Genomic DNA, 20,711 nt, shown 5'->3' with positions numbered 1-20,711 from the left:
CCTGCAGACCCCTGGAGTCAGCCACTCCGGGCCGCCTCCAGCAGCCGCCTAGCCACCGGAAGCAGCCCGGCCTCGCGGACCGGCGCGAGCGGATCGGACAGCTGCCGTCGACGCCGGAACGTGCCCGGTGGTTCGCCGTATGCGAGGGAGAAGCGGCGTGAGAAGTGGTACGGATTGCTGTAGCCGCCGTCGGACGCGATCTCCGCGATCGTCGCGTTGGTGCGCAGCAGAGCGGTCGCCGCGCGGGCCAGCCGGATCAGATCCAGCGCGTACGCCGGTCCGCAGTCGTACCGCTCCCGGAAGAGCCGGTGCAGGTGTCCGGCCGACAGGTTCGCCGCGGCGGCCAACTCGGGGACGGAAATGATCCGCGGCCCGCGCCTGGCCCAGACGCTCGCCACGTGGTCGATCATGCGCCGAACGCCATCCGGCAGCTCGTCACGCGACGGGCCGACCGGAGCACTGACGAAGACCTCCAGCATCGTCGCCACGAGCCGGTCGCTGTGTCCCGGATCCGACTCCGGCACGCCGGTCAGGTCCAGTAGATAGGTGCACAGTTCGTCGAGCAGCCCCGGATCGGATCTCGATCGCACCGAGGGCCAACTCGACGCAGCGCCGAGTCCGCCGAAGTCCTCGATCTGGAAGTGCACGTAGGCGTGCCGGGACCAGTGATCACAGTCCCAGATATAGGAGTCCCGGTCGCCGCGCCGGGCCAACGCCACCGTTCCGGGGCGCAACTCCTCCTCCACCGTCGCCTGATGGACCCCGGCGTCGTCGTACAGCTCGGTCCGCCAGAGCGCCGAACCGTGCAGGAGCCAGAGCAATTCGAAGTTCGGCAACCAGCGCGGACCGTACGTTGCCCCGGGCGCATAGTCCGCGACCTGGACCACGGAGTTCACGCTGATCACCGGTGGTCGCGATGTCACGAACAGATAGTAGAGCGCGCGCCGGCGACATTGGCCGTCCGGTCGTGCTCTGAGATTGTGAAGCCGGTCATCGCCAACCCCAGGCCGGATGGAGCGCCCCAATGCAGCCTGTCACCGCCGTACGCAGGTTCACCGAGGTCACCGACGAGTTGATCGAGTCGTTCCGGCGCGACGGCTTCGTGGTCCTCGATCAGGCCCTTCCACCCGACCAGGTCGCCGCGCTCCACACAGCGGCCGAGCACCTGTGCCGCGGCGACCTCGGAGCCGTCGAAGGCAGCCCGAGCACGGAGCCGGGCGAGGACGTCGTGCGCAAGTACCTGTGCATTCACCAGCCCCACAAGGTGTCCGAGGTGGCGCTGACCGCGTTGCGCGCACCGCGCGTGGTGACCGCACTGACCGCGCTGATCGGGCCGAACGTGAAGGCGATGCAGTCGATGCTGTTCATCAAGTCCGAGGGCAAGCCGGGCCAGGCCTGGCACCAGGACGAGTTCTTCATCCCGACCAGGGACCGCTCGCTGACCGCGGTGTGGATCGCGCTCGACGACGCCACCGTGGAGAACGGCTGCCTCTGGGTGCTTCCGGGCTCGCACCGGCGCGGTGTCATCTATCCCGATCGGGAGCAGGACGATCTCCGCTTCGACTGCACGGTGGAGTTGTTCGACTTCCCCTACACCGACGACGACGCAGTACCGGTCGAGGTGCCGGCGGGTTCGGCGGTGATCTTCAACGGCTACCTGCTGCACCGATCACTGCCGAACACCACGCGGCGCGGACTCCGCCGGGCCCTCGCCAACCACTACATGAGCGCGGAGTCGCTGCTGCCGTGGCAGACGGTGCCGGCCGGCGTCCATGTCGGCAAGCACGACTACCGCGACATCGTGATGGTGGCCGGAACCGACCCGTACGCCTACAAGGGCATCGACGACATCGCCCGCCCGCATTCCCGCGCCGACAAGGACGGCGGCTGCGACCGCTAGGGCACGTCTCTAGAGCCGTGCCCTAGCGGGTCTGTGCCTCGGCGGCGTCGACGGCCTGCTCCAGGAGCAGGGCGATCGTCATCGGGCCGACCCCGCCGGGGACCGGTGTGATCAGGCTCGCGACCTCGGCCGCGGCGGCGAAGTCGACGTCCCCGACGTTGCCCTCGTTGTAGCCGGCGTCGACGACGACGGCGCCGGGCTTGAGCCAGTCGCCCTGGACGAAGTTCGGCCGGCCGACCGCGGCCACCACGATGTCCGCGGTCCGGACGATCGCGGGCAGGTCGGTGGTTCGGGAGTGCGTGTAGGTGACGGTCGCGTTCGATGCCAGCAGCAACATCCCGGCCGGCTTGCCGAGAATCGGGCTGCGGCCGATCACGACCGCGTGCGCCCCGGCGATCGGTACGTCGTACGCCTCGAGCAGGCGCATGATCCCGCCGGGCGTCGCGGACCGGAAGCCGGGTTCACCGAACGCCATCGCACCGAACGACCGCGTGGTCACACCGTCGACGTCCTTGGCAGGGTCGATCGCCTCGAACGCGGCCCGCTCATCGATCTGCGCAGGCACCGGGTGCTGCAGCAGGATCCCGTGCACCGCCGCGTCCTGGGACAGCTTGGTCAGCTCAGCGACCAGCTCCTCGGTCGTTGTCTCCGCGGGCAATACCACGCTGAGCGACCCGATGCCCGCCTTCTTCGACCGGTTCTGCTTCATCCGCACGTACGTCGCCGACGCGGGGTCGTCACCGACCAGCACGGTGGCCAGGCACGCCTGGACCCCGGTCCGCTCCTGCAGTGCACGGGCCCGGTCGGCCGTCTTCGCCACGATCTCGGCGGCAACGTCGGTACCGGTCATCAAAGTGGCAGTCATAGCGCGCGCTCCTTGGGCGTCGACAACAGGTCAAGTGCCCAGGCGCGCGGCTCGGCCGGATCCTCCGGCGGACCGTTCCCCGGTGGTCGTCCACCTCAGCGCCAGTCGCGGTCCACCGCTCAGGATACCCGGCCGCCCTCCGTCGCCTCGGTCAGGAAGGTCTCGATGACAGGGTCACCGAGTTGGGGATGAGTCTTGGAGTGTGGCAGCCGGGTGTCGCGGATCGTCTTGGCCTGGGTGACCAGGTGGTCGATCTGGTCCCGGGTCGTGGCGGCGTCCGAGCTGTTGCCTTCGGCCACTGCTTCGAGGTGCCGGAGGGACTCGCGGAGTGCTTGCGCCCAGAGGAAGGTCGCATCGAGCCAGGCTCCGGCCTCGTCGGCGAACGACGGGTCGGACACCCCGGCGCGGATCCGGGCCGGAGCGTTCTCGATCGCCTCGAGGTACGGCTCGAGCTGCGCGATGGCCCCGGCCAGGTCGCCCGTCTTCCAGGTCTTCCAGAACGCGGCGGTCTGCGCGGCCAGGACCGGCGCGTTCACCAGGTGCAGCCGGCCGTCATAGGTGGTGAGGTCGGCGAAGACCTCCAGCGCCGCGATCGTCTCGGCGTCTCCCCCGGCCCGCTCGGCGAGCGCGCGGTGCCACGAGGCCTGCTCGTCGTACGTCGCCGGGTTCCAGCCGAACTCGGCGAACGAGTAGAGCGCGATCTTGCTGGCCCCGGCCTGGTTCATCGGGTTCGAGATCACGCCGACGACCAGGTCGGCCAGGCCAGGCTCGCGACCGCTGTAGGCCGCGAGCAGGATCCGGGCGGCCGCGTAGTCGTTGACCGGGTAGTTGTCCCAGATCAGGATGTCGTGCCCGAACACGGCCTTCGCCTCGGCCGCTTGTGCGCCCGTGATCGTCTCCGGTACGACGCCGATACCGGTCCAGTGCACGACCACCGCGCTGTCCAGCTGTTCCCGTAGCGCCTGCTTGTACGGCGTCTCGTCGACGTTGTAGTACTCGGTCGGGACCATCTGCAGCGGGGCGAGGTCCGGCTTGGTCGCGACCCACTCGCGCTGGATCCGGTTCAGCAACTCGCTCTGCGCGCGCCCGGCTCCGCCACCGCCGGCGCCGTACTTCTCCTCGTCCTCGGCGCCGTGCCACTTCTCGTACTCGATGTCGTCCAGGGCGACGTTGAACGCGCGCGCACCCAGCGCGTACAGGGCCTCGAACTTGGCGATCAGTGCCTGGAAGTCGCTGTCGTCGGTGTAGCGGATCGACAGGCCGGGTGACAGCGCGAAGGTGAAGTCGACCTTGTTCCGCACCGCGCGCTCGACCAGCTCGCCGAGCTCGGCCAGCTTGTCGGCCGGGTACGGGTCGCGCCACTGCTCGCGGTGGTACGGGTCGTCCTTCGGCGCGTACTCGTAGGTGTTCATCCGGTGCGTGCCGAGGTAGTCCAGATGGTCGAGCCGGTCGGCGTGCGACCACGGCGTACCGTAGAAGCCTTCGATCGAGCCGCGGTACCGCATCGTCGGCCAGTCGCGGATCTCGACGCCCTCCACATGGTTGCCCTGGACAAGCTGTGCGAAGGTCTGCGCGGCGTAGAAGGTGCCGCGCTGATCGACACCGTCCAGGACGACCTGGTCGTCGCCGACGGCAACGACGTACCCCTCGGGCGGCAACCCGCCGGCCGCCGCGTTCGTGCCTCCGAGTCGCACAGTGACAGCAGATTCGCCGTCGGTGATCGTCTGTACGCCGGCCCGTGCCAGCGTCTCGCGAACGACGCGCTCGGCGTCCGCATCGGTCGTCGGGCCGTGCACCAGCCCGACGGTGTCGCCGAGGTCGAAGCCATCGTCGCGGTGGGTGGTCTGCTGAGGCTCAGGCGTCATTGCCCTACTACAGCAGTCCGGCGTGATCCAGCGCTAGATAGGCCGCGTCGACTCCGGTCATCGCACCTGGTGTGCGCAGCTCGGCACGGAACGCATCGACAGTGAGCTCGACCGGCACACAGTCCTCGGTCTCGTCCAGTGACTGCTTGCCGTCCGGCCGGCAGCCGCGCGCGATCGCAATGTACTTCCGGTACGTCGACGACGCCGAGGACCACTGCCAGCCGACCAGGTCGAGCGTCTCGCAGGTGTACCCGGTCTCTTCCTCGAGCTCCCGCGCACCGGCCAGCGCCGGGTCCTCCCCCGGCTCGACCAGCCCACCTGGCAGGTTCGTCACGATCCGGTCGGGTCCGGCCCGGAACATCCGGATCGTCACGATCCGTCCCTCCGGCGTCAACGGCAGCACCGTGACTCCGGCGCTGATCCCAGCGTCGGACTTCGGGCCGAACACGTCCCACTCGACCTCACGCCCGTCCGGCAGCCGGTACCGACGCAACTTCACCGTCAGGAACCGGTGGAAGCCCAGCTCCTCACCCACCAACTCCCAGGCCGTCGGGTCGCCGGGCCGAGACAGTTCAGCCGCCGCGGAGTCCGCGGCGGCTGAACGCCATTCCGGCTCGCTCACAGCGGCCGGTCGTCGTCCGGCTCCTCCGGTGGAGCAATGGGTACGTCGTCCGCCGGCGGGGCGTCGTCGGACGAGGAGGATGCTGTGCTGTCCTCCGCGACCGGGGTGTCCTCGCTCGCCTTGCCGTCGGCCGCGGGCTTCGCGTCCTCGGCCGGGCGGGACTCGGACAGGATGCGCTCCAGCGTCTCCACGGAGATCCGCTTGAACTTCCGCACCTGGGTCCGGGTCCGGTCCAGAACCGCGACCTCGATCTGGTCCGACGTCAACTGCCGGACCTCGGTGCCGTCGTGGCCGAGCGCATCCACAGCCAGCCGGAGCGCCCCGGCCAGCGAGATGCCCTCCTGGAAGTGCTCGCCGACGTACTCCGCGACCTGCTCGGCCGGCCCGCCCATCACGGCGTACCCGCGGACGTCCGCGATCGAGCCGTCGTAGGTCAGCCGGTAGACCTGGTCATCGGCGGTGCTGGCACCGACCTCGGCGACCAGGATCTCCACCTCGAGCGGCTTCTCACCGCCGGAGGAGAAGATCGCGCCCAGTGTCTGCGCGTAGGCGTTGGCGAGCGCCCGGCCGGTCACGTCGCGCCGGTCGTAGGAGTACCCACGCATGTCGGCCAGCCGGACGCCGGCGATCCGCAGGTTCTCGAACTCGTTGTACCGGCCGACCGCGGCGAACGCCATCCGGTCGTAGATCTCGGCCACCTTGTGCAGCGCGGGCGAGCGGTTCTCCGCGACGAACAGGATGCCGTCGGCGTACTGCAGCGCGATCGCGCTGCGGCCCTTGGCGATGCCCTTGCGGGCGAAGTCGGCCCGGTCCCGCATCAGCTGTTCGGGCGAGACGTAGAACGGAACGCTCATCGAAGGTGTCGTCCTCTATCGGTCGATGGGGTCAGGTCAGGTGAGGGAGGCCGAGGCCGGGCCGTCGGGGCGCTGGTGCCGCTCGGCCCAGACGCGGTCCACGATCGCGGCCACGTCGTCCTCGGGCAGCCGTTTGTAGCCGTCCGCCGTGACCACGCCGACCACCGGGAAGATCCGCCGCAGCATGTCCGGGCCACCGGTCGCCGAGTCGTCGTCAGCGGCGTCGATCAGGGACTGGATCACCACCGTCACGCAGTCGGTCGCGGACAGGTCCTCGCGGTACAGCTTCTTCAGCGCGCCGCGGGCGAAGAGCGAGCCCGAGCCGACACTGTGGAAGTGGGTCTCCTCGTAGCGCCCGCCGGTCGGGTCGTAGGAGAAGATCCGGCCGCCCTTGATGTCCTCGTCGTAGCCCGCGAACAACGGGACCACGGCCAGGCCCTGCATCGCCATCGCCAGGTTGCCCCGGATCAGCGCGCTCAACCGGTTGGACTTGCCGTCCAGGCTGAGGGTCGCGCCCTCGAGCTTCTCGTAGTGCTCGAGCTCGACCTGGAACAGCCGGACCATCTCGATCCCGAAGCCGGCCGAGCCCGCGAACGCGACCGCGGAGTACTCGTCGGCGGGGAACACCTTCTCGATGTCACGCTGGGCGATGATGTTGCCCATCGTGGCCCGCCGGTCGCCGGCCATCACCACGCCACCGGGGAAGGTGGCCGCGACGATCGTCGTACCGTGCGGGACGTCGTGCGAGAAATCGGCCGACCCCAGGCTGCGCCGTCCAGGCAACAGGTCGGGCGCGTGCCCGGCCAGGAAGTCCATGAACGACGAGCCACCTGGGATCAGGAAGGCTTCCGGCAACCGGCCGGAGGCATCAAAAGTCATCGAGCGGTTCACTCCCCACCCTTTTGCACGAATCCGCGGACGAACTCCTCGGCGTTCTCCTCGAGCACCTCGTCGATCTCGTCCAGGATCGAATCGACGTCCTCGTCGAGCCGTTCCTTGCGCTCCTGGACGTCCTCGGACGCCTCGACCTGCTCGACCTCTTCCTCGGTCGACGAACGCTTCGGCTGCTTGTGCTGCTGACCGCCGTCCTTCGCCATGGCACACACACCTCCTAGAACCGCCGCCTGCGGCGGCCGCCCAACCGACCCCCGCAGTGTTTCCTTATACGGCGACCCTACCCGGCGGCGCCCCCAGTAATGGTGCGAACCAGGTCACTCGCGGTGTCGCATTGGTCAAGAAGTGCCCCGACATGCGCCTTCGTGCCCCTCAGCGGGTCCAGTGTCGGGATCCGCTGCAGCGACTCCTTGCCGGGCAGATCGAAGATCACCGAGTCCCAGGAGGCGGCCGCGACCTGCGGCGCGTACTGCTGCATGCACCGGCCGCGGAAGTACGCGCGAGTGTCGGTCGGCGGGTGTGAGACCGCCATCCGGATCTCCTCGTCGGAGACGAGTCGCTGCATCCGGCCGGCCTTCACCAATTTGTAGTACAGCCCCTTGTCCGGGCGCAGGTCGGCATACTGCAGGTCGACCAGGTGCAGCTTCGGGTCGTCCCACTCCAGGCCGTCGCGGTCGCGGTAGGACTGGAGCAGCTTGTACTTCGCCACCCAGTCGAGCTGGTCGGCCAGCTTCATCGGGTCGATGGCCAGCTGGTCCAGGATCTGCTCCCAGCGGCGCAGCACGTCCTTGGTCTGCCGGTCCGCGTCGTCGCCGTACTTGTCCTCGACGTACTTGCGGGCCTGCTCCAGGTACTCCGTCTGCAGCTGGACGGCGGTGAGCTTGCGGCCGTCCTTCAGCGTCATCAGGTGCGTACAGGTGGGGTCGTGGCTGACCTCGTGCAGCGCGGTGACCGGGCGGTCCACGCTGAGGTCGTCGGTCAGCCAGCCGTCCTCGATCATCGCCAGCACCAGCGATGCGGTGCCGACCTTCAGGTACGTCGAGATCTCGGACAGGTTCGCGTCGCCGATGATCACGTGCAGCCGGCGGTACCGGTCCGGATTCGCGTGCGGCTCGTCGCGGGTGTTGATGATCGGGCGTTTCAGCGTCGTCTCCAGGCCGACCTCGACCTCGAAGTAGTCGGCCCGCTGGCTGATCTGGAAACCGTTCGCGGCGCCGTCCTGGCCGATCCCGACGCGGCCGGCGCCGGTGACCACCTGACGGCTCACGAAGAACGGCGTCAGATGCCGCACGATCGAGGCGAACGGGGTGGACCGGCGCATCAGGTAGTTCTCGTGCGAGCCGTACGACGCACCCTTGTTGTCGACGTTGTTCTTGTACAGGTTCAGCGGCGGGGCGCCGGGGATCTGCCGGGCCTGCCGCGCGCCCTCCATGATCACCAGTTCGCCGGCCTTGTCCCAGACCACCACGTCGCGCGGATTGGTCGTCTCGGGCGCCGAGTACTCCGGGTGGGCGTGGTCGACGTACAGCCTCGCGCCGTTGGTGAGGATCACGTTCGCCAGCCCGGTCTCCTCGTCGGTGAGCTGGCTCGAATCGGCCACCTCCCGGCTCAGATCGAAGCCGCGCGCGTCCCGCAGCGGGTGCTCCTCGTCGAAGTCCCATCGGGTCTTGCGCGCGAGCGGCTGCGTCTGCGCGTAGCCGTTCACCACCTGGCTCGAGGTCAGCATCGGGTTCGCCCCGGGCTGGCCTGGTACCGAGATCCCGAACTCTGTCTCGGTTCCCATGATCCGCCGAACACTCATGCGAACGAGCCTACGCGGTGTCCGCGACGAAATCCGTTGCCGTGTCCACAGGGTTACGTGTGAGACTTCGCGGGTGGACGAAATGGTGGCCATTCTGGACGACGACAACGTGGTCATCGGCGCGCGGCCACGGTCGGAGATGCGACGGGACAACCTGCGACACTCCGCGACCGGCGTACTCGTCCGGAATGCGGCCGGTGAGATCTACGTGCATCGCCGTACGCCGACCAAGGATCTCTACCCGAGCCGATACGACTTCTCGGCCGGCGGCGTCGTCGCGGCCGGCGAGGACCCGTACGACGCCGTCGTACGGGAGCTGGCCGAGGAGCTGGGGATCACCGGCGCCGAGCTGACCCGGCTGCCGGAGGACGACTTCGCCGACGACCACACCAGGTACCACGCGTACCTGTACACGTGCGTCTGGGACGGCCCGGTGAAGCACCAGCCGGAGGAGGTCGAGTGGGGAGCCTGGATGTCCCCCGCCGACCTCGTCGCCAAGCTGGACGACCCCGAGTGGTCGTTCATGCCCGACACCGCCGCCCTGCTCGGTCCGCTGATCGGGCGTCTGGTGTGACCATCATCGAGGGCTGGGACAGCCATGCCTGGATCGAAGGTCCATGGATCTATCGCTCACCACGCCGCCCGGCTGTCCGTCCCCGCCTGCTGGCTGAGGCCACTCTGATGCCCTGGCTCGCACCACAGTTGCCGCTGCCCGTCCCAGTGCCGGAGACGACGGAGGACGGCGTACGGCACCTGCTGCTGCCGGGCACGCCCCTTGAGGACGGCGGTACGGACATCGGTCGCCAGATTGGGTCGTTCCTCCGGGCACTGCATGCCGTGGACCCGGCCGAGGCGGAAGCACATGGGGTCCCCGGAGCGGCAACTGCGGCTGCTGACAAGGCGGTCGGCCTGGACGAGTTCCGGACTCAGATCGTGCCGCTTCTGCCTGCCGAGCTGCGGTCGTCAGCCTTGGCACTGCTCGACCGTGTGGCCAGGGTTCGGAGCAGCCTGGTGCACTGCGACTTCGGTCCGGAGCACATCCTGGTCACGGACGGGCGGATCACCGGCATCATCGACTGGACCGACGCCGAGATCGGTGATCCCGCACTCGATCTGTGCTGGGCTCTCAACGGTGCCGCGGACGCACTGGCCGATGGTGTGGCCGAGACCTACGACATCACTCCGGAGTTGCGCGACCGCGCGCGGGACTGGGCGCGCCTCTCGCCCTGGTATGGCGTCCACCGCGGCCTGCTGCTGGATCTGCCTGACGACATGACGAACGGGCTCAGAGACATCGTCTCCAGGCTCTGAGCGCCCGTCAGCGAGAGTTGCGGCGGCCGATGGTGCGGGCGAAGTTGATGGCGACCAGGCCCGCCCAGCACACGATGAGGCCGGGCATGCCGAGCATGTCGGCCGAGATGGCGGTGATCGGGATGGCGACGCTGACCGACACGATCGCCAGCGCCAGGCCGCCGGGGTCGGTCTCGCGGGGCTTCAGGCCGGCGACCTCCAGGCCCTGATCCTGCTGGTGACGCGCGGCGTCCCGGGCGTCGAGCTTCTCCAGGAAACCGTCGATGATCTCAGCCTCGTACTCCGGCCCCAGCTCCTGCCGGGCAGCCACCGCCGCGCGCAGGTCCTTGCGCATCTCGTCCGCCGTCATACCTCCCAAGTTAAGCCTGCCCGAGGCCCGGACGGATCAGGGGAAACCCCGGTCGCACCCTTCAGCTGTGCCCGGACATTCGGTGGGCGATCGCAGCGGCCTCGATCCGGTTGGCCGCGCCGAGTTTCTGCAGAATGTGCGACACGTGGACGCCGACCGTCCGGACACTGATCACCAGCGTCACGGCGATCTCGCGGTCGGTGCTGCCGCGGGACAGCAGCCTCAACACCTCGGCCTCGCGTGCTGTCAGGCCGAGAATCTCGTCAAGACCTCCGGCGGGTTCAGCCTCGGCCGGCGGGGTCGCGATCCGCAGGCGGGCCAGTTCGGCGAGTAGCTCGAGCTCTCGCTGCAACGGCTGCGCACCGATCCGGACCGCAACGTCGTACGCCGAGCGGGCCGGAATGCTCGCCTCGGCCCGCGGCCCTCCGGCCGTGACCAAGGCCTCTGCTTGGCGCCACTGACAGTAGGCGGTGAGCGGTGCACGCTCCAGATGTGCCCAGCGGTCCGCGGCGTCGGCCCACATTCCAGGACCGGCGACGCCCCGGGTGCGCTCGTACTCGGCCTCGGCCAACCCCAGCCAGGCGCTGCTGATCGGCGTCACCGGTGCGGCGTCCTCGGCAGCACGACGGGCGACCGCGATCAGTTGATCAGCGTGATCGAGCACCCTCCGCTCCGCGTCGGCATCGCGTCGGGTCCTGGTCACCGCGGCGAGGTCAGCCTGTGCCCGCAAACCCTTTGCACAGAACCACACCCGAAGCTGTGCGGCCCCAACAGACCCCATCGATTCCAAGGCCGCGTTCGTGTGATCCGCCGCGTCGGCCCACCGCCGCTCCCACAGCGCGAGTTCGGCCAGGTAGACGTCGTAGATGCCCAGCCCACGGTCCGGGCGCAGCGTTTCGAGCGCGGCGTCGAGGTGCTCCCGAGCCGCGACGAAGTCTCCGCGGCCGACCTCGAGATCGGCTCGGAGCATCAGCAGCATGTACGGGAAGCTCGCCATCGTCGACCGCAGCGCGGCCGTGCTCAGCGCATCGGCCTCGTCCCACTCGCCCAGGGCCAACAGCGCCTCGATCAGATTCGAGACCAGTACGGCGCTGTTGATGCCGTAGCGGTGGATCGCCGCCAGACCCTCGCGGCCGACCTGAACGGACTCCCGTAGCCGACCGAGCATCGTCAGGGCGTCGGTCAGATTGGTATACACCCGATCCAGTCCGATCCGGTCACCGATCTCCTCGGCCAGCCGCAGCGCCTCGCGTAGATCGGACAGCCCCTCCTCTGCCCTGCCCAGATAGACGTGGCTGGCGCCACGCACAGTCAGCGCCCGAACCCGAGCCTTGCCGGCACCGGCGTCACGCGCGAGCGCCAACGCCTCCTCGGCGAGCCGTGCGGATGCCGCGTGGCGCCAGGCGACCATCAGGCCGCCGGCGAGCGAGGCGAGCACGTACGCCCGATCCGGCAACGGCTCGGCCGGCGCGAGCTCGACCGCTCGCTCGAGCGCCGCGAGTCCGGACAGATCGCTGCCGACCCCGTGGAGGTATTCGCCCAGGCGTACCTGCAGCAGCGCCGCCCGGCGCCGATCGCGGACTCCCGCCAGGTCGATCGCACGCTGGGCCAGCTCGACCGCCCGCCCCGCTTCGGCTGTCTCGCCGGCGAGCTCGGCCGCCCACGAACAGATGCCGCCCAGATCGGACCCGGCGAGCTCGGCCGCGTTCGCCACCGCGGGCCACAGCGAGATCGCTCTCTCCAGATGGGCACGTGCCTCGGCGAGACCGGCGACGGCCACGGCCTCGTGGGCGGCGACGACCGACGCAGCCAGCGCCTCGGCCGCGCGCCCCGCGGCTGCCCAATGCGGTGCCAGCTCGGCTGGCCCGGCCGCGCCGGAGCGCGCGAGCTCCTCGGCGAGGTGTTCGTGAATCTCCTCGCGCTCCCCCGGCAGCAGAGTCGCGTACACCGCCTCGGCCAGCAACGCATGCCGGAACCGAAAGCTGCTCGTCGCCGGTTCGGCGACCAGCACGCCGTGCTCGACCGCCTGCCGCAGCGCTGCGCGAACGTCCTGCTCGGGCATCACGGCGACCGCCCGCAGGAGCGAGTATCCGACCTCCCGGCCTGCGGCCGAGGCAATCCGGACGACCGCCCGGGCCCGCTGCTCGAGCCGGTCGACCCGCTGCAGCAAGAGCTCACGCAGGCCTCGCGGCAGACCACCGTCGCCGGCCGCGGCGATCAGTTCCTGCGCGAAGAACGGGTTGCCCTCGGACCGGACCACGATCGCCTCAGCGATGGCAGCGGCCCGTGGCGGGGCGGCGAACGCCGAGACAAGTGCGGCCAGGTCGTCGCGGTCGAGCGGTCCGAGGTCCACGAGCAGAGCCGATCCCGAACGCCGTACTCCGTTGGCGAGCCGGAGCATGCGCTCGGCCGATGATCGCTCGTCCGCCCGGTAGGTCCCGACCAACAGCACCGGCCGGTCGTCGACGTACTGCGCGAGGTACACCACGAGATCGAGCGTGGACGTGTCAGCCCAGTGCAGGTCTTCGAGGACGAGCAGCACCGGCGCGGACTCCGCCAACTCCGTCAGGACCCCCAGGATGTGCTCGAAGACGCGGAACTGCTGGCCGTCTGCCCGAGGGAGGTCACCGACCGGACGCAGCGCCTGCGCGAACGGCTGGTAGGGCAATTCGGTCCCGACCAGGTCGATCGAGCGCCCGAGCAGGACTTCGAAGCCGGCGTCCCGGGCGCGTGCGGACAGCTCGGACGTCAGCCGGGTCTTACCGATGCCGGCCTCGCCCGCGATCAGGACGGTCCCTCCGCGGAAGGCCCGGGCAGCGTCCAGCGCGCCCACGAGCGCCTCGAGTTCACGGGCGCGCCCGACGAACACATCGTCGCTCGGGCCGACCTTCATCTCGTCAGTATCACGCCGCCGTCGTCGCCACGGAACGCGTTCCCAGGCATCAGTGCCGGCCGGATACGTAGGCGGTGGGCCAGGGATACGTAGCTCGTTCCCGATGCCGTCCTCGCCCTCGCCCGGTGACGATCGAGTCGACCGAACGAACCAAGGAGGGGCCATGACTGCAGTCATCGAGCAGCCGACGATCCACACTGTGCGCGGCGGTGGCGGTCTGCGCCTGCACGTGCGCGAATGGGGCCGGCCGGACGGGCCGCCGATCGTGTTCATCCACGGCCTGTCGCAGAGCCATCTGTGCTGGCAGAAGCAGTACGAGAGCACGCTGGCCGGACAGTTCCGGCTCGTCGCGTACGACCTGCGCGGTCACGGCATGTCAGAGGCGCCGCTGGAGCAGGAGCGCTACACCGACGCCCGCCTGTGGGCCGACGACCTCGCCGCGGTCATCGAGCAGTTGCGCCTCGACCGGCCGGTCGTGGTGGGCTGGTCGTACGGCGCCTTCGTCATCTGCGACTACGTGCGAGCGTACGGCGAGGACCGGATCGGCGGGATCGACCTCGTCGGCGGCACGGTCCGGCTCGGTCCGGCGGCGTTCGGCACACTAATCGGCCCCGGCTTCCTGGACAACTTCCCCGATTTGATCGCCGACGACCTGCCGACCAACATCCGTGGGGCGCGCGGTCTGATCAGCGCCTTCCCGGCCACCCCGTTCACGGCCGACGACACGGAGCTGCTGCTCGCGGCGAGCATGACCGTCCCGGCCCGGATCCGGGCCAACCTGGCGGCCCGCGAGATCAACGAGGACGACGTACTGCGGACCCTCACGGTGCCGCTGCTGGTCACCCACGGCCGGGCCGACACTGTGGTGCTCCCGGCAATGGCAGAACACGTGCTCGCGACCTGCCCGACCGCCGAGGCCGCTTGGTACGACGGAGTCGGACACACCGTGCATCTGGAGCAGCCCGACCACTTCAACCGTGAGCTCGCCGACCTGACCCGCCGCGTCGCTGCGTCCTGAGCCTCGTTCCAGGTTCCTGCCACAGACGGACGACCGCCCCTGGACAGTGTGTCCAGGGGCGGTCGTCGTACGACGTTGTCTTACAGGTACTGACCCGTGTTCGTGGCCGTGTCGATGGAGCGGCCGGGCTCGGTGCCCTGCTTGCCGGAGATGAGCGTCCGGATGTAGACGATCCGCTCGCCCTTCTTGCCGGAGATGCGGGCCCAGTCGTCCGGGTTGGTCGTGTTCGGAAGGTCCTCGTTCTCCTTGAACTCGTCCACGCACGCCTGCAGCAGGTGCTGCACCCGCAGACCCTTCTGGTTCTCGTCCAGGTAGGCCTTGATCGCCATCTTCTTGGCCCGGTCGACGATGTTCTGGATCATCGCGCCCGAGTTGAAGTCCTTGAAGTACAGGACTTCCTTGTCACCGTTGGCGTAGGTGACCTCGAGGAACCGGTTCTCATCGGCCTCGGTGTACATCCGCTCGACGGTGCGCTGGATCATCCCGTTCACGCACTCCGCCTTGTCGCCGCCGAACTCGCTCAGGTCGTCGGTGTGCAGCGGCAGGGTGGTGGTCAGGTACTTCGAGAAGATGTCCCGGGCCGCCTCGGCGTCCGGGCGCTCGATCTTGATCTTCACGTCCAGCCGGCCGGGTCGCAGGATGGCCGGGTCGATCATGTCCTCACGGTTCGAGGCACCGATGACCAGGACGTTCTCCAGGCCCTCGACACCGTCGATCTCGCTCAGCAACTGCGGGACGATGGTGTTCTCGACATCGGAGGAGACACCACTTCCGCGGGTGCGGAACAGCGAGTCCATCTCGTCGAAGAACACGATCACCGGCATGCCTTCGGAGGCCTTCTCACGGGCCCGCTGGAAGACCAGCCGGATGTGCCGCTCGGTCTCGCCGACGTACTTGTTCAGCAGCTCCGGGCCCTTGATGTTGAGGAAGAAGGACTTCTGCCCGTCCACCCCGGTCCGCTCGGCCACCTTCTTCGCCAGCGAGTTGGCCACCGCCTTCGCGATCAGGGTCTTGCCACAGCCCGGCGGGCCGTACAGCAGGACGCCCTTCGGCGGCTTCAGCTCGTGCTCGAGGAACAGGTCCTTGTGCAGGTACGGCAGCTCGACCGCGTCCCGGATCTGCTCGATCTGACCGGACAGACCACCGATCTGCGTGTAGTCGATGTCCGGCACCTCTTCGAGGATCAGCTCCTCGACCTCGGACTTCGGGATCTTCTCGTAGACGTATCCGGAGCGTGGCTCCAGCAGCAGCGAGTCACCGGCCCGCAGTGCGATGTCGAGCAGCGGCGAGGCGAGCCGGACGACCCGTTCCTCGTCGGCCTGCGCGATCACGAGCGCCCGCTCGCCGTCGGCGAGCAGTTCCTTGAGCATCACCACGTCGCCGACGACCTCGAAATCGCAGGCCTCGACCACGTTCAGCGCCTCGTTCAGCATCAGCTCCTGGCCGAGCTTCAGCCCGTCCAGGTCGACCGAGGGGCTGGCCGCGACCCGGAGCTTGCGGCCCCCGGTGAACACGTCCAGCGTGTCGTCGTCATTGCGGCCGAGGAAGGTGCCGAAACCGGACGGCGGTTGGGCCAGCCGGTCGACCTCCTCCTTCAGGGCGATGATCTTCTCTCGCGCCTCCCGTAGCGTCTCTGCCAGCCGCTCGTTCTGAGCGGTGACACTCGCCAAGGAGGCCTGGGTTTCGGACAGCCTGCTCTCGAGCGACCGGCTGTCAGCCGGATGCTCCAGCAACCGACGCCGCAACGCTGCGACCTCGGCTTCCAGGTAACGGACCTGGTTACGCAGCTCTGCCGCGGTAGGACTCTCGTCTCCAGCCACGATCATCACCTCACCATGTGGGGCTCGACCTTATGGACCTTACCCAGAAAACGTCGCTGGGCAAGCTGAATCCCATCACGTGTCGGTTGCGGATGAATCAGTTGCTTTCGGCACGTCTTCCGATCTCTCGGCGCGACGCGGTCCGGCGTAGTCGTCGCCGTACGCACCCGGCGCCGGCCGGCGCTTCTTGCGCGGCGCCTGAACTCCGTGTGCCATCCGTCGCGCGGTGACCAGGAAAGCGGTGTGCCCCTGCATCCGGTGGCCCGGGCGAACGGCCAGACCCTCGACATGCCAATCCCGCACCAGTGACTCCCAGGCGCGCGGCTCGGTGAACTCACCATGTGCCCTCAGCGTCTCCACAACACGGCTCAGCTGCGTCGTGGTGGCTACATAGGCACAGAACACCCCACCGGGCGACAGGGCTTCAGCGGCGGCGTCAACGCACTCCCACGGCGCCAGCATGTCGAGGATGATGCGGTCCACATCCTGCTCGTTCAGCTTCTCGACCAGGTCGCCGACCTCGAGCCTCCAAGCCGGGTGCTCAGCACCGAAGAAGCCGGTCACGTTCTTGCGCGCGACCTCGGCGAAGTCCTCGCGCCGCTCGAACGAGATGACCTGGCCCTGGATGCCGACCGCGCGCAGCAGTGCCGTGGTCAGCGCGCCGGAGCCGGCGCCGGCCTCGACCACCTTCGCACCTGGGAAGATGTCGGCCATCGTGACGATCTGCGCGGTGTCCTTGGGGTAGATCACGGCCGCGCCACGCGGCATCGAAACCGAGTAGTCAGCCATCAGCGGGCGCAGCGCGAGGTACTCCACGCCGCCCTTGGACTTGATCACCACGGCGTCCGGCCCGTCGATCAGGTCGTCGTGCGCGATCCCGCCCTTGGTGGTGTGGAAGACCTTCCCGCGCTCCAGGAAGACCGAGTGCCGGCGGCCCTTGGAGTCCTGCAGGGTGATCCACTCCCCCGCCTGCAAGGGGCCGTGATGGACCCCGGAGTACGCCTGGTCGGGAAAGTCGCGCAAGTCAGCCATAAGGCGCTCACCTTAACTTTCAGTCACCGCGATCCCCGAATCCCGCCCCTCCCCACCAACCTCTCACGGGTTGACCCACCAGACCCATCACGACGACGAGCAGCCTCTCGGTGGATGGCGGCTTTCGTCACCGCGGCCGGGTTCGTACGGCGCCAGCCACGAAACAACCCGCCAGTCGACCACCTCCCACACGCACCACTCGAATCCCACGCAGGCATGCCGCCCGGGCAAAGGGTCAGCCAGGCAGCTGGTGGGTTGGCCAACCGGGTGCCGTGGGCCAACCCGCCAGCTGATGGGCCAACCCACCAGCCGAGGCGAGGCGGGGCGCGCGCGGGGGCTGGCGGAGGATGGGCGGGCGCGGGGCAGGGGACGCCGAGAGTGGGCCGAGGGGGTTGGGAGGGGGTGGCTCAGCGGCCGCGGAAGGCTCGTTCGATGTCGCTGGTCGCCAGCACGCCGTACACCGCGCCGGCCGCGTCCAGGACCAGGTACTCCGATGCCGGGTGCTCACGGATGGTCTTGAGGATCTCCTCACCGGTGTCGTTGATCCCGATGATGTGGCTCGCGCCGATGCGGGTCGAAACCTCGCTGACGGTGGTCCAGGGGCGTTGGTTCGGCGCGACCGCACTCACCGCGGTCTCCGACACGAGCGCGTGCGGCTTGCCCTCGCCGTCGATCACCACGACTGCCCCAGCCTGCGCGTCCGCGGCCAGCCGGACCGCCTCGGAGATCGGCGTACCGGAGTGGACGGCGATCGCGCGGCGGGCCATCGTGCGGACCTGGAGCGCGGGCAGTTTGCGGCGGAGCCGCGCCTGCATCAGTGACGCGGTCGACCCCATCCAGAGGAAGAACCCGACCGCGAGCGCGATCAGGAAGTCGATCATGGTCGGTGGCCGGTTCCAGACCTCTTCGAGGATCACCGGGGCCGCCAGCACCAGCATCGCGAGGATCCGGCCGGCCCACGCCGCCACGATCGTGCCGGTGTGCATGTTGCCGGTGACCTTCCAGACCACCGCGCGCAGCACCCAGCCGCCGTCCAGCGGCAGGCCGGGCAGCAGGTTGGTCACACCGACGATGAGGTTCGCGATGCCGAGTTCCCACAGAGCGACGTACCCGACGCCCTCGTCGAACGCGCGCGAGCCGAGGTACGCGAGCCCGCCGACGACCAGGGACGCGACCGGGCCGACCACCGAGACCGCGAATTCCTCGAGCGGTGACTTCCGCTCCCCCTCGATGTGCGTGCCGGCCGCGAAGAAGCCGAGGTTGATCTCCGAGACCCCGATGCCGAACCGCATCGCCATCAGGGCGTGCGCCAGCTCATGGACCAGGATCGACAGCGTGAACGCGACGACGAACGCGAGCGCGGCCAGATAGCGCCAGCCGCCGAGGGAGGGGAACTGCTGCCCGATGATCGCGGCGAACCCGATCGCGAGCAGCATCGCCACCGGCAGCCAGGTGAATCGCATGGTGAGCCGGATGCCGCGGATACGACCAAGCACCCAGGTCCCGGGCGGCGGCGGGCCGGCCGGCTGGGCGGGATTCTGAGGATCACGCGATTCTGGCATCGACCCAACGCTACTTGCCCGCAGGTAACTCCGTGCTACACACCCACCTGTAGCGACGCGACATACCCCTTGCCCACGTCGCCGCTGACCGTGGCGAGCTGATGGACACCGCCGTCGTCGCCGAACACGTTGTCGTTCTCGAGCGACGTCCTGGACATGTTCTCGGCGCTGCCGTCGTACCCGTCGGTGGCGTAGACGGTGTCGCAGACGTCCTTCGGCAAGGCCAGTTGCGACGTACGGGTGATCTTGCCGGCCGCGGTGGCCTCGGACAGGCTCGCGTAGACCTCGAAGTGGATGTGCGGCCAGCGGCCCATGTACGCCGCCGGAAAGATCGTCGTGAAGGTGACCTTGCCGGACGAGTCCGCCGCCTGGACACCTCGCAGGTAGTTCTCGTTGGTGGCGCCGTCGGAGTAGAGGGAGTAGCGACCCTGTGCGTCGCAGTGCCAGAGGTAGACGGCCGCACCTTCCAGTGGGGTGTCCTCGTCGGCGTCCAGAATCGACAGCGTCACGGTCAGCGGTACGCCGGTGGCCACGCCGGACGCGGAGCCGAAGGACTTGGTGAGATCGCGGCGGACGATGCCGGACTCGGTCAGCACGTTCGGCCCGTTGGAGCCGTCGCCCGGATAGGGTCCGCCGGTCTCCTGTGGGATCTCGTCGACGTCGGTGCTGCTGGTCGTCGTACTGCCCGAGGGAGTACTGGCCGAGGGCGTGCTCGATGTCGTGGTCGTCGTCGAGCCGGACGTGGCCGAGTCGGTGGCGTCGTCCGGCGTACAGCCGGCCACCGCAACCAGGCCGGCGCCGGCGAAGAGGCCGAGGAACCGCCGGCGGTGCAGGGTGCCGAGGTCGTATTCCAGGCCCAGATCGTGTTGACGGGGTGGTTTCGGTGGTGGCGTCATGAGTCGAGCGTGACAAAGGCAGCCGATGGTTTCCCGAAAGCCGGCTGGGAGTTCGCTGCGAACGGTTTTCCACAGGTCCGGGTGTGCACCGACGAAGTGTCGGTGGACTCGCCTAGGGTGCTGGCATGAGTGTTGCAGCCGAAGTCGACGTGCACGGGCATCCACGCGGAGCCCTGTCGCCGTCGCGGGCCGCGGACTTCATGAGCTGCCCGCTGAAGTACCGCTTCCGCGTCATCGACCGGCTGCCGGAGAAGCCGTCCTCGGCCGCGGTCCGGGGCACGGTGGTGCACGGTGTGCTGGAGCGTTTGTTCGACCTGCCTCGCGGGCAGCGCACGCTGGAGCAGGCGGCGGAGCTGCTGGAGCCGCAGTGGCAGCACGTGCTCGAGGAGGAGCCGGAGGTCGCGGAGCTGTTCGCCGAGGACGCGAGCGGCGAGGAGCTGGCCAAGTGGCTCGCCGAGGCGCACCAGCTGCTCGGGAAGTACTTCACGCTCGAGGACCCGAACGCGCTGGAGCCCGCCGAGCGCGAGCTGTACGTCGAGACCGAGCTCGAGTCCGGCCTGGTACTGCGGGGCTACGTGGACCGGCTCGATGTCGCGCCGACCGGCGAGATCAGGGTGGTCGACTACAAGACCGGCCGGTCGCCGTCGGAGTTCTTCGAGGCCAAGGCTCTGTTCCAGATGAAGTTCTACGCGCTGGTCCTGTGGCGGCTGCGGGGCGTCGTGCCGGCGATGCTGCAGCTCGTCTATCTCGGCAACGGGGAGATCGTCCGGTATGTGCCCGACGAGGCGGATCTGCGCGCGTGTGAGCGGAAGGTCTCGGCGTTGTGGACGGCGATCAGCCGAGCGCTCGAGTCCGGCGACTGGCGGCCCAGCCCTGGTCCGCTCTGCGAGTGGTGCGACCACAAGGCGATCTGCCCCGCCTGGGGAGGCACCCCGCCGCCGCTCCCGACCCGTTCGGTCGAAGAGGTCGCCGCCGAGTCGGCGGGCGTGGACCTCGTCGATGTCGACGGCTGAACGCGATCGTTGCCTC

At 68.9% G+C, this 20,711-nt stretch carries 19 protein-coding genes and 1 riboswitch; of the genes, 5 read left to right on the top strand and 14 right to left on the bottom strand.

Features of this window, described 5'->3' with window-relative positions:
• Window positions 1-17 precede the first annotated feature (17 nt).
• Window positions 18-923, bottom strand: coding sequence for a helix-turn-helix domain-containing protein (locus OG817_RS14140; RefSeq protein WP_406054835.1), 906 nt, complete (start codon window positions 921-923; stop codon window positions 18-20).
• A gap of 101 nt (window positions 924-1,024) precedes the next feature.
• Between OG817_RS14140 and OG817_RS14135 the strand changes: the two genes are divergently transcribed.
• Window positions 1,025-1,900, top strand: a complete 876-nt coding sequence (locus OG817_RS14135) for a phytanoyl-CoA dioxygenase family protein (RefSeq protein ID WP_406054833.1) — start codon at window positions 1,025-1,027, stop codon at window positions 1,898-1,900.
• Between the two features lie 22 nt (window positions 1,901-1,922).
• Here OG817_RS14135 and OG817_RS14130 read toward each other — a convergent pair whose 3' ends face one another.
• From OG817_RS14130 to dop, 7 genes are all read right to left on the bottom strand, one after another.
• Entirely contained in the window at window positions 1,923-2,765 is an 843-nt protein-coding gene (locus OG817_RS14130; protein WP_406054831.1) for a bifunctional 5,10-methylenetetrahydrofolate dehydrogenase/5,10-methenyltetrahydrofolate cyclohydrolase, read from the bottom strand.
• A 29-nt stretch (window positions 2,766-2,794) separates the two neighbouring features.
• Window positions 2,795-2,884, bottom strand: a riboswitch (ZMP/ZTP riboswitch).
• Window positions 2,885-4,630 carry a beta-N-acetylglucosaminidase domain-containing protein gene (locus OG817_RS14125; RefSeq protein WP_406054829.1) on the bottom strand — a complete coding sequence of 582 codons (1,746 nt, stop codon included), beginning with the start codon at window positions 4,628-4,630 and terminating at the stop codon, window positions 2,885-2,887.
• Between the two features lie 7 nt (window positions 4,631-4,637).
• Complete coding sequence (locus OG817_RS14120) at window positions 4,638-5,252, bottom strand: NUDIX hydrolase (RefSeq protein ID WP_360446895.1); 615 nt, start codon at window positions 5,250-5,252, stop codon at window positions 4,638-4,640.
• Window positions 5,249-6,106, bottom strand: coding sequence for a proteasome subunit alpha (prcA, locus tag OG817_RS14115; protein ID WP_406054826.1), 858 nt, complete (start codon window positions 6,104-6,106; stop codon window positions 5,249-5,251). The genes OG817_RS14120 and prcA overlap by 4 nt, the downstream gene beginning before the upstream one ends.
• Before the next feature lie 36 nt (window positions 6,107-6,142).
• Complete coding sequence (gene prcB / locus OG817_RS14110) at window positions 6,143-6,985, bottom strand: proteasome subunit beta (protein ID WP_406054824.1); 843 nt, start codon at window positions 6,983-6,985, stop codon at window positions 6,143-6,145.
• Window positions 6,986-6,993: 8 nt separating this feature from the next.
• The gene (locus OG817_RS14105; protein WP_130448384.1) at window positions 6,994-7,203 is read right to left on the bottom strand and encodes a ubiquitin-like protein Pup; all 210 of its coding nucleotides are present in this window, start codon (window positions 7,201-7,203) and stop codon (window positions 6,994-6,996) included.
• A gap of 77 nt (window positions 7,204-7,280) precedes the next feature.
• Window positions 7,281-8,801: a depupylase/deamidase Dop gene (gene dop, locus OG817_RS14100; RefSeq protein ID WP_406054821.1), complete on the bottom strand. Its 1,521-nt coding sequence runs from the start codon at window positions 8,799-8,801 to the stop codon at window positions 7,281-7,283.
• An 82-nt stretch (window positions 8,802-8,883) separates the two neighbouring features.
• Here dop and OG817_RS14095 point away from each other — a divergent pair, with 82 nt between their 5' ends.
• Window positions 8,884-9,375 (top strand): NUDIX hydrolase, encoded by a 492-nt coding sequence (locus OG817_RS14095; protein WP_406057442.1) that lies wholly within the window; start codon window positions 8,884-8,886, stop codon window positions 9,373-9,375.
• Complete coding sequence (locus tag OG817_RS14090) at window positions 9,372-10,112, top strand: phosphotransferase (RefSeq protein ID WP_406054819.1); 741 nt, start codon at window positions 9,372-9,374, stop codon at window positions 10,110-10,112. Before OG817_RS14095 ends, OG817_RS14090 begins: the two co-directional genes overlap by 4 nt.
• Window positions 10,113-10,119: 7 nt before the next feature.
• Here OG817_RS14090 and OG817_RS14085 read toward each other — a convergent pair whose 3' ends face one another.
• Together OG817_RS14085 and OG817_RS14080 are read right to left on the bottom strand one after the other, a co-directional pair.
• On the bottom strand, window positions 10,120-10,461 hold the full coding sequence (locus OG817_RS14085) for a hypothetical protein (RefSeq protein ID WP_406054817.1): 342 nt from the start codon (window positions 10,459-10,461) through the stop codon (window positions 10,120-10,122).
• Between the two features lie 61 nt (window positions 10,462-10,522).
• Window positions 10,523-13,354 (bottom strand): ATP-binding protein, encoded by a 2,832-nt coding sequence (locus tag OG817_RS14080; protein WP_406054815.1) that lies wholly within the window; start codon window positions 13,352-13,354, stop codon window positions 10,523-10,525.
• A 163-nt stretch (window positions 13,355-13,517) separates the two neighbouring features.
• Between OG817_RS14080 and OG817_RS14075 the strand changes: the two genes are divergently transcribed.
• Window positions 13,518-14,372, top strand: coding sequence for an alpha/beta fold hydrolase (locus OG817_RS14075; RefSeq protein WP_406054813.1), 855 nt, complete (start codon window positions 13,518-13,520; stop codon window positions 14,370-14,372).
• Between the two features lie 80 nt (window positions 14,373-14,452).
• On the opposite strand, the gene arc is transcribed toward OG817_RS14075, so the two are convergent.
• The 4 genes from arc to OG817_RS14055 all read right to left on the bottom strand — a co-directional run bounded on the left by arc (window position 14,453) and on the right by OG817_RS14055 (window position 19,682).
• A complete protein-coding gene (gene arc / locus OG817_RS14070) occupies window positions 14,453-16,198 on the bottom strand; it encodes a proteasome ATPase (protein WP_396390697.1) in 1,746 nt (581 codons plus the stop codon).
• 69 nt (window positions 16,199-16,267) lie between these two features.
• Window positions 16,268-17,224 carry a tRNA (adenine-N1)-methyltransferase gene (locus OG817_RS14065; RefSeq protein WP_406054810.1) on the bottom strand — a complete coding sequence of 319 codons (957 nt, stop codon included), beginning with the start codon at window positions 17,222-17,224 and terminating at the stop codon, window positions 16,268-16,270.
• Window positions 17,225-17,631: 407 nt separating this feature from the next.
• A complete protein-coding gene (locus OG817_RS14060) occupies window positions 17,632-18,786 on the bottom strand; it encodes a site-2 protease family protein (RefSeq protein WP_406054808.1) in 1,155 nt (384 codons plus the stop codon).
• A 35-nt stretch (window positions 18,787-18,821) separates the two neighbouring features.
• Window positions 18,822-19,682: an intradiol ring-cleavage dioxygenase gene (locus OG817_RS14055; RefSeq protein WP_406054806.1), complete on the bottom strand. Its 861-nt coding sequence runs from the start codon at window positions 19,680-19,682 to the stop codon at window positions 18,822-18,824.
• Between the two features lie 125 nt (window positions 19,683-19,807).
• Here OG817_RS14055 and OG817_RS14050 point away from each other — a divergent pair, with 125 nt between their 5' ends.
• Window positions 19,808-20,695, top strand: coding sequence for a RecB family exonuclease (locus OG817_RS14050; protein ID WP_406054804.1), 888 nt, complete (start codon window positions 19,808-19,810; stop codon window positions 20,693-20,695).
• Window positions 20,696-20,711 lie beyond the last annotated feature (16 nt).

The sequence above is a fragment of the Kribbella sp. NBC_00889 genome (assembly GCF_045207705.1).
GTDB lineage: Bacteria > Actinomycetota > Actinomycetes > Propionibacteriales > Kribbellaceae > Kribbella.
This window is presented reverse-complemented; position numbering and strand designations above follow the sequence as displayed.

Coding starts and splice junctions, on each gene's coding strand:
- arc (WP_396390697.1), bottom strand. CDS start 16,198: ATGATCGTGGCTGGAGACGAGAGTCCTACCGCGGCAGAGCTGCGTAAC.
- OG817_RS14065 (WP_406054810.1), bottom strand. CDS start 17,224: ATGGCTGACTTGCGCGACTTTCCCGACCAGGCGTACTCCGGGGTCCAT.
- prcA (WP_406054826.1), bottom strand. CDS start 6,106: ATGAGCGTTCCGTTCTACGTCTCGCCCGAACAGCTGATGCGGGACCGG.
- OG817_RS14130 (WP_406054831.1), bottom strand. CDS start 2,765: ATGACTGCCACTTTGATGACCGGTACCGACGTTGCCGCCGAGATCGTG.
- OG817_RS14105 (WP_130448384.1), bottom strand. CDS start 7,203: ATGGCGAAGGACGGCGGTCAGCAGCACAAGCAGCCGAAGCGTTCGTCG.
- OG817_RS14080 (WP_406054815.1), bottom strand. CDS start 13,354: ATGAAGGTCGGCCCGAGCGACGATGTGTTCGTCGGGCGCGCCCGTGAA.
- OG817_RS14125 (WP_406054829.1), bottom strand. CDS start 4,630: ATGACGCCTGAGCCTCAGCAGACCACCCACCGCGACGATGGCTTCGAC.
- OG817_RS14050 (WP_406054804.1), top strand. CDS start 19,808: ATGAGTGTTGCAGCCGAAGTCGACGTGCACGGGCATCCACGCGGAGCC.
- OG817_RS14135 (WP_406054833.1), top strand. CDS start 1,025: ATGCAGCCTGTCACCGCCGTACGCAGGTTCACCGAGGTCACCGACGAG.
- OG817_RS14055 (WP_406054806.1), bottom strand. CDS start 19,682: ATGACGCCACCACCGAAACCACCCCGTCAACACGATCTGGGCCTGGAA.
- OG817_RS14095 (WP_406057442.1), top strand. CDS start 8,884: ATGGTGGCCATTCTGGACGACGACAACGTGGTCATCGGCGCGCGGCCA.
- OG817_RS14060 (WP_406054808.1), bottom strand. CDS start 18,786: ATGCCAGAATCGCGTGATCCTCAGAATCCCGCCCAGCCGGCCGGCCCG.
- dop (WP_406054821.1), bottom strand. CDS start 8,801: ATGAGTGTTCGGCGGATCATGGGAACCGAGACAGAGTTCGGGATCTCG.
- OG817_RS14085 (WP_406054817.1), bottom strand. CDS start 10,461: ATGACGGCGGACGAGATGCGCAAGGACCTGCGCGCGGCGGTGGCTGCC.
- OG817_RS14075 (WP_406054813.1), top strand. CDS start 13,518: ATGACTGCAGTCATCGAGCAGCCGACGATCCACACTGTGCGCGGCGGT.
- prcB (WP_406054824.1), bottom strand. CDS start 6,985: ATGACTTTTGATGCCTCCGGCCGGTTGCCGGAAGCCTTCCTGATCCCA.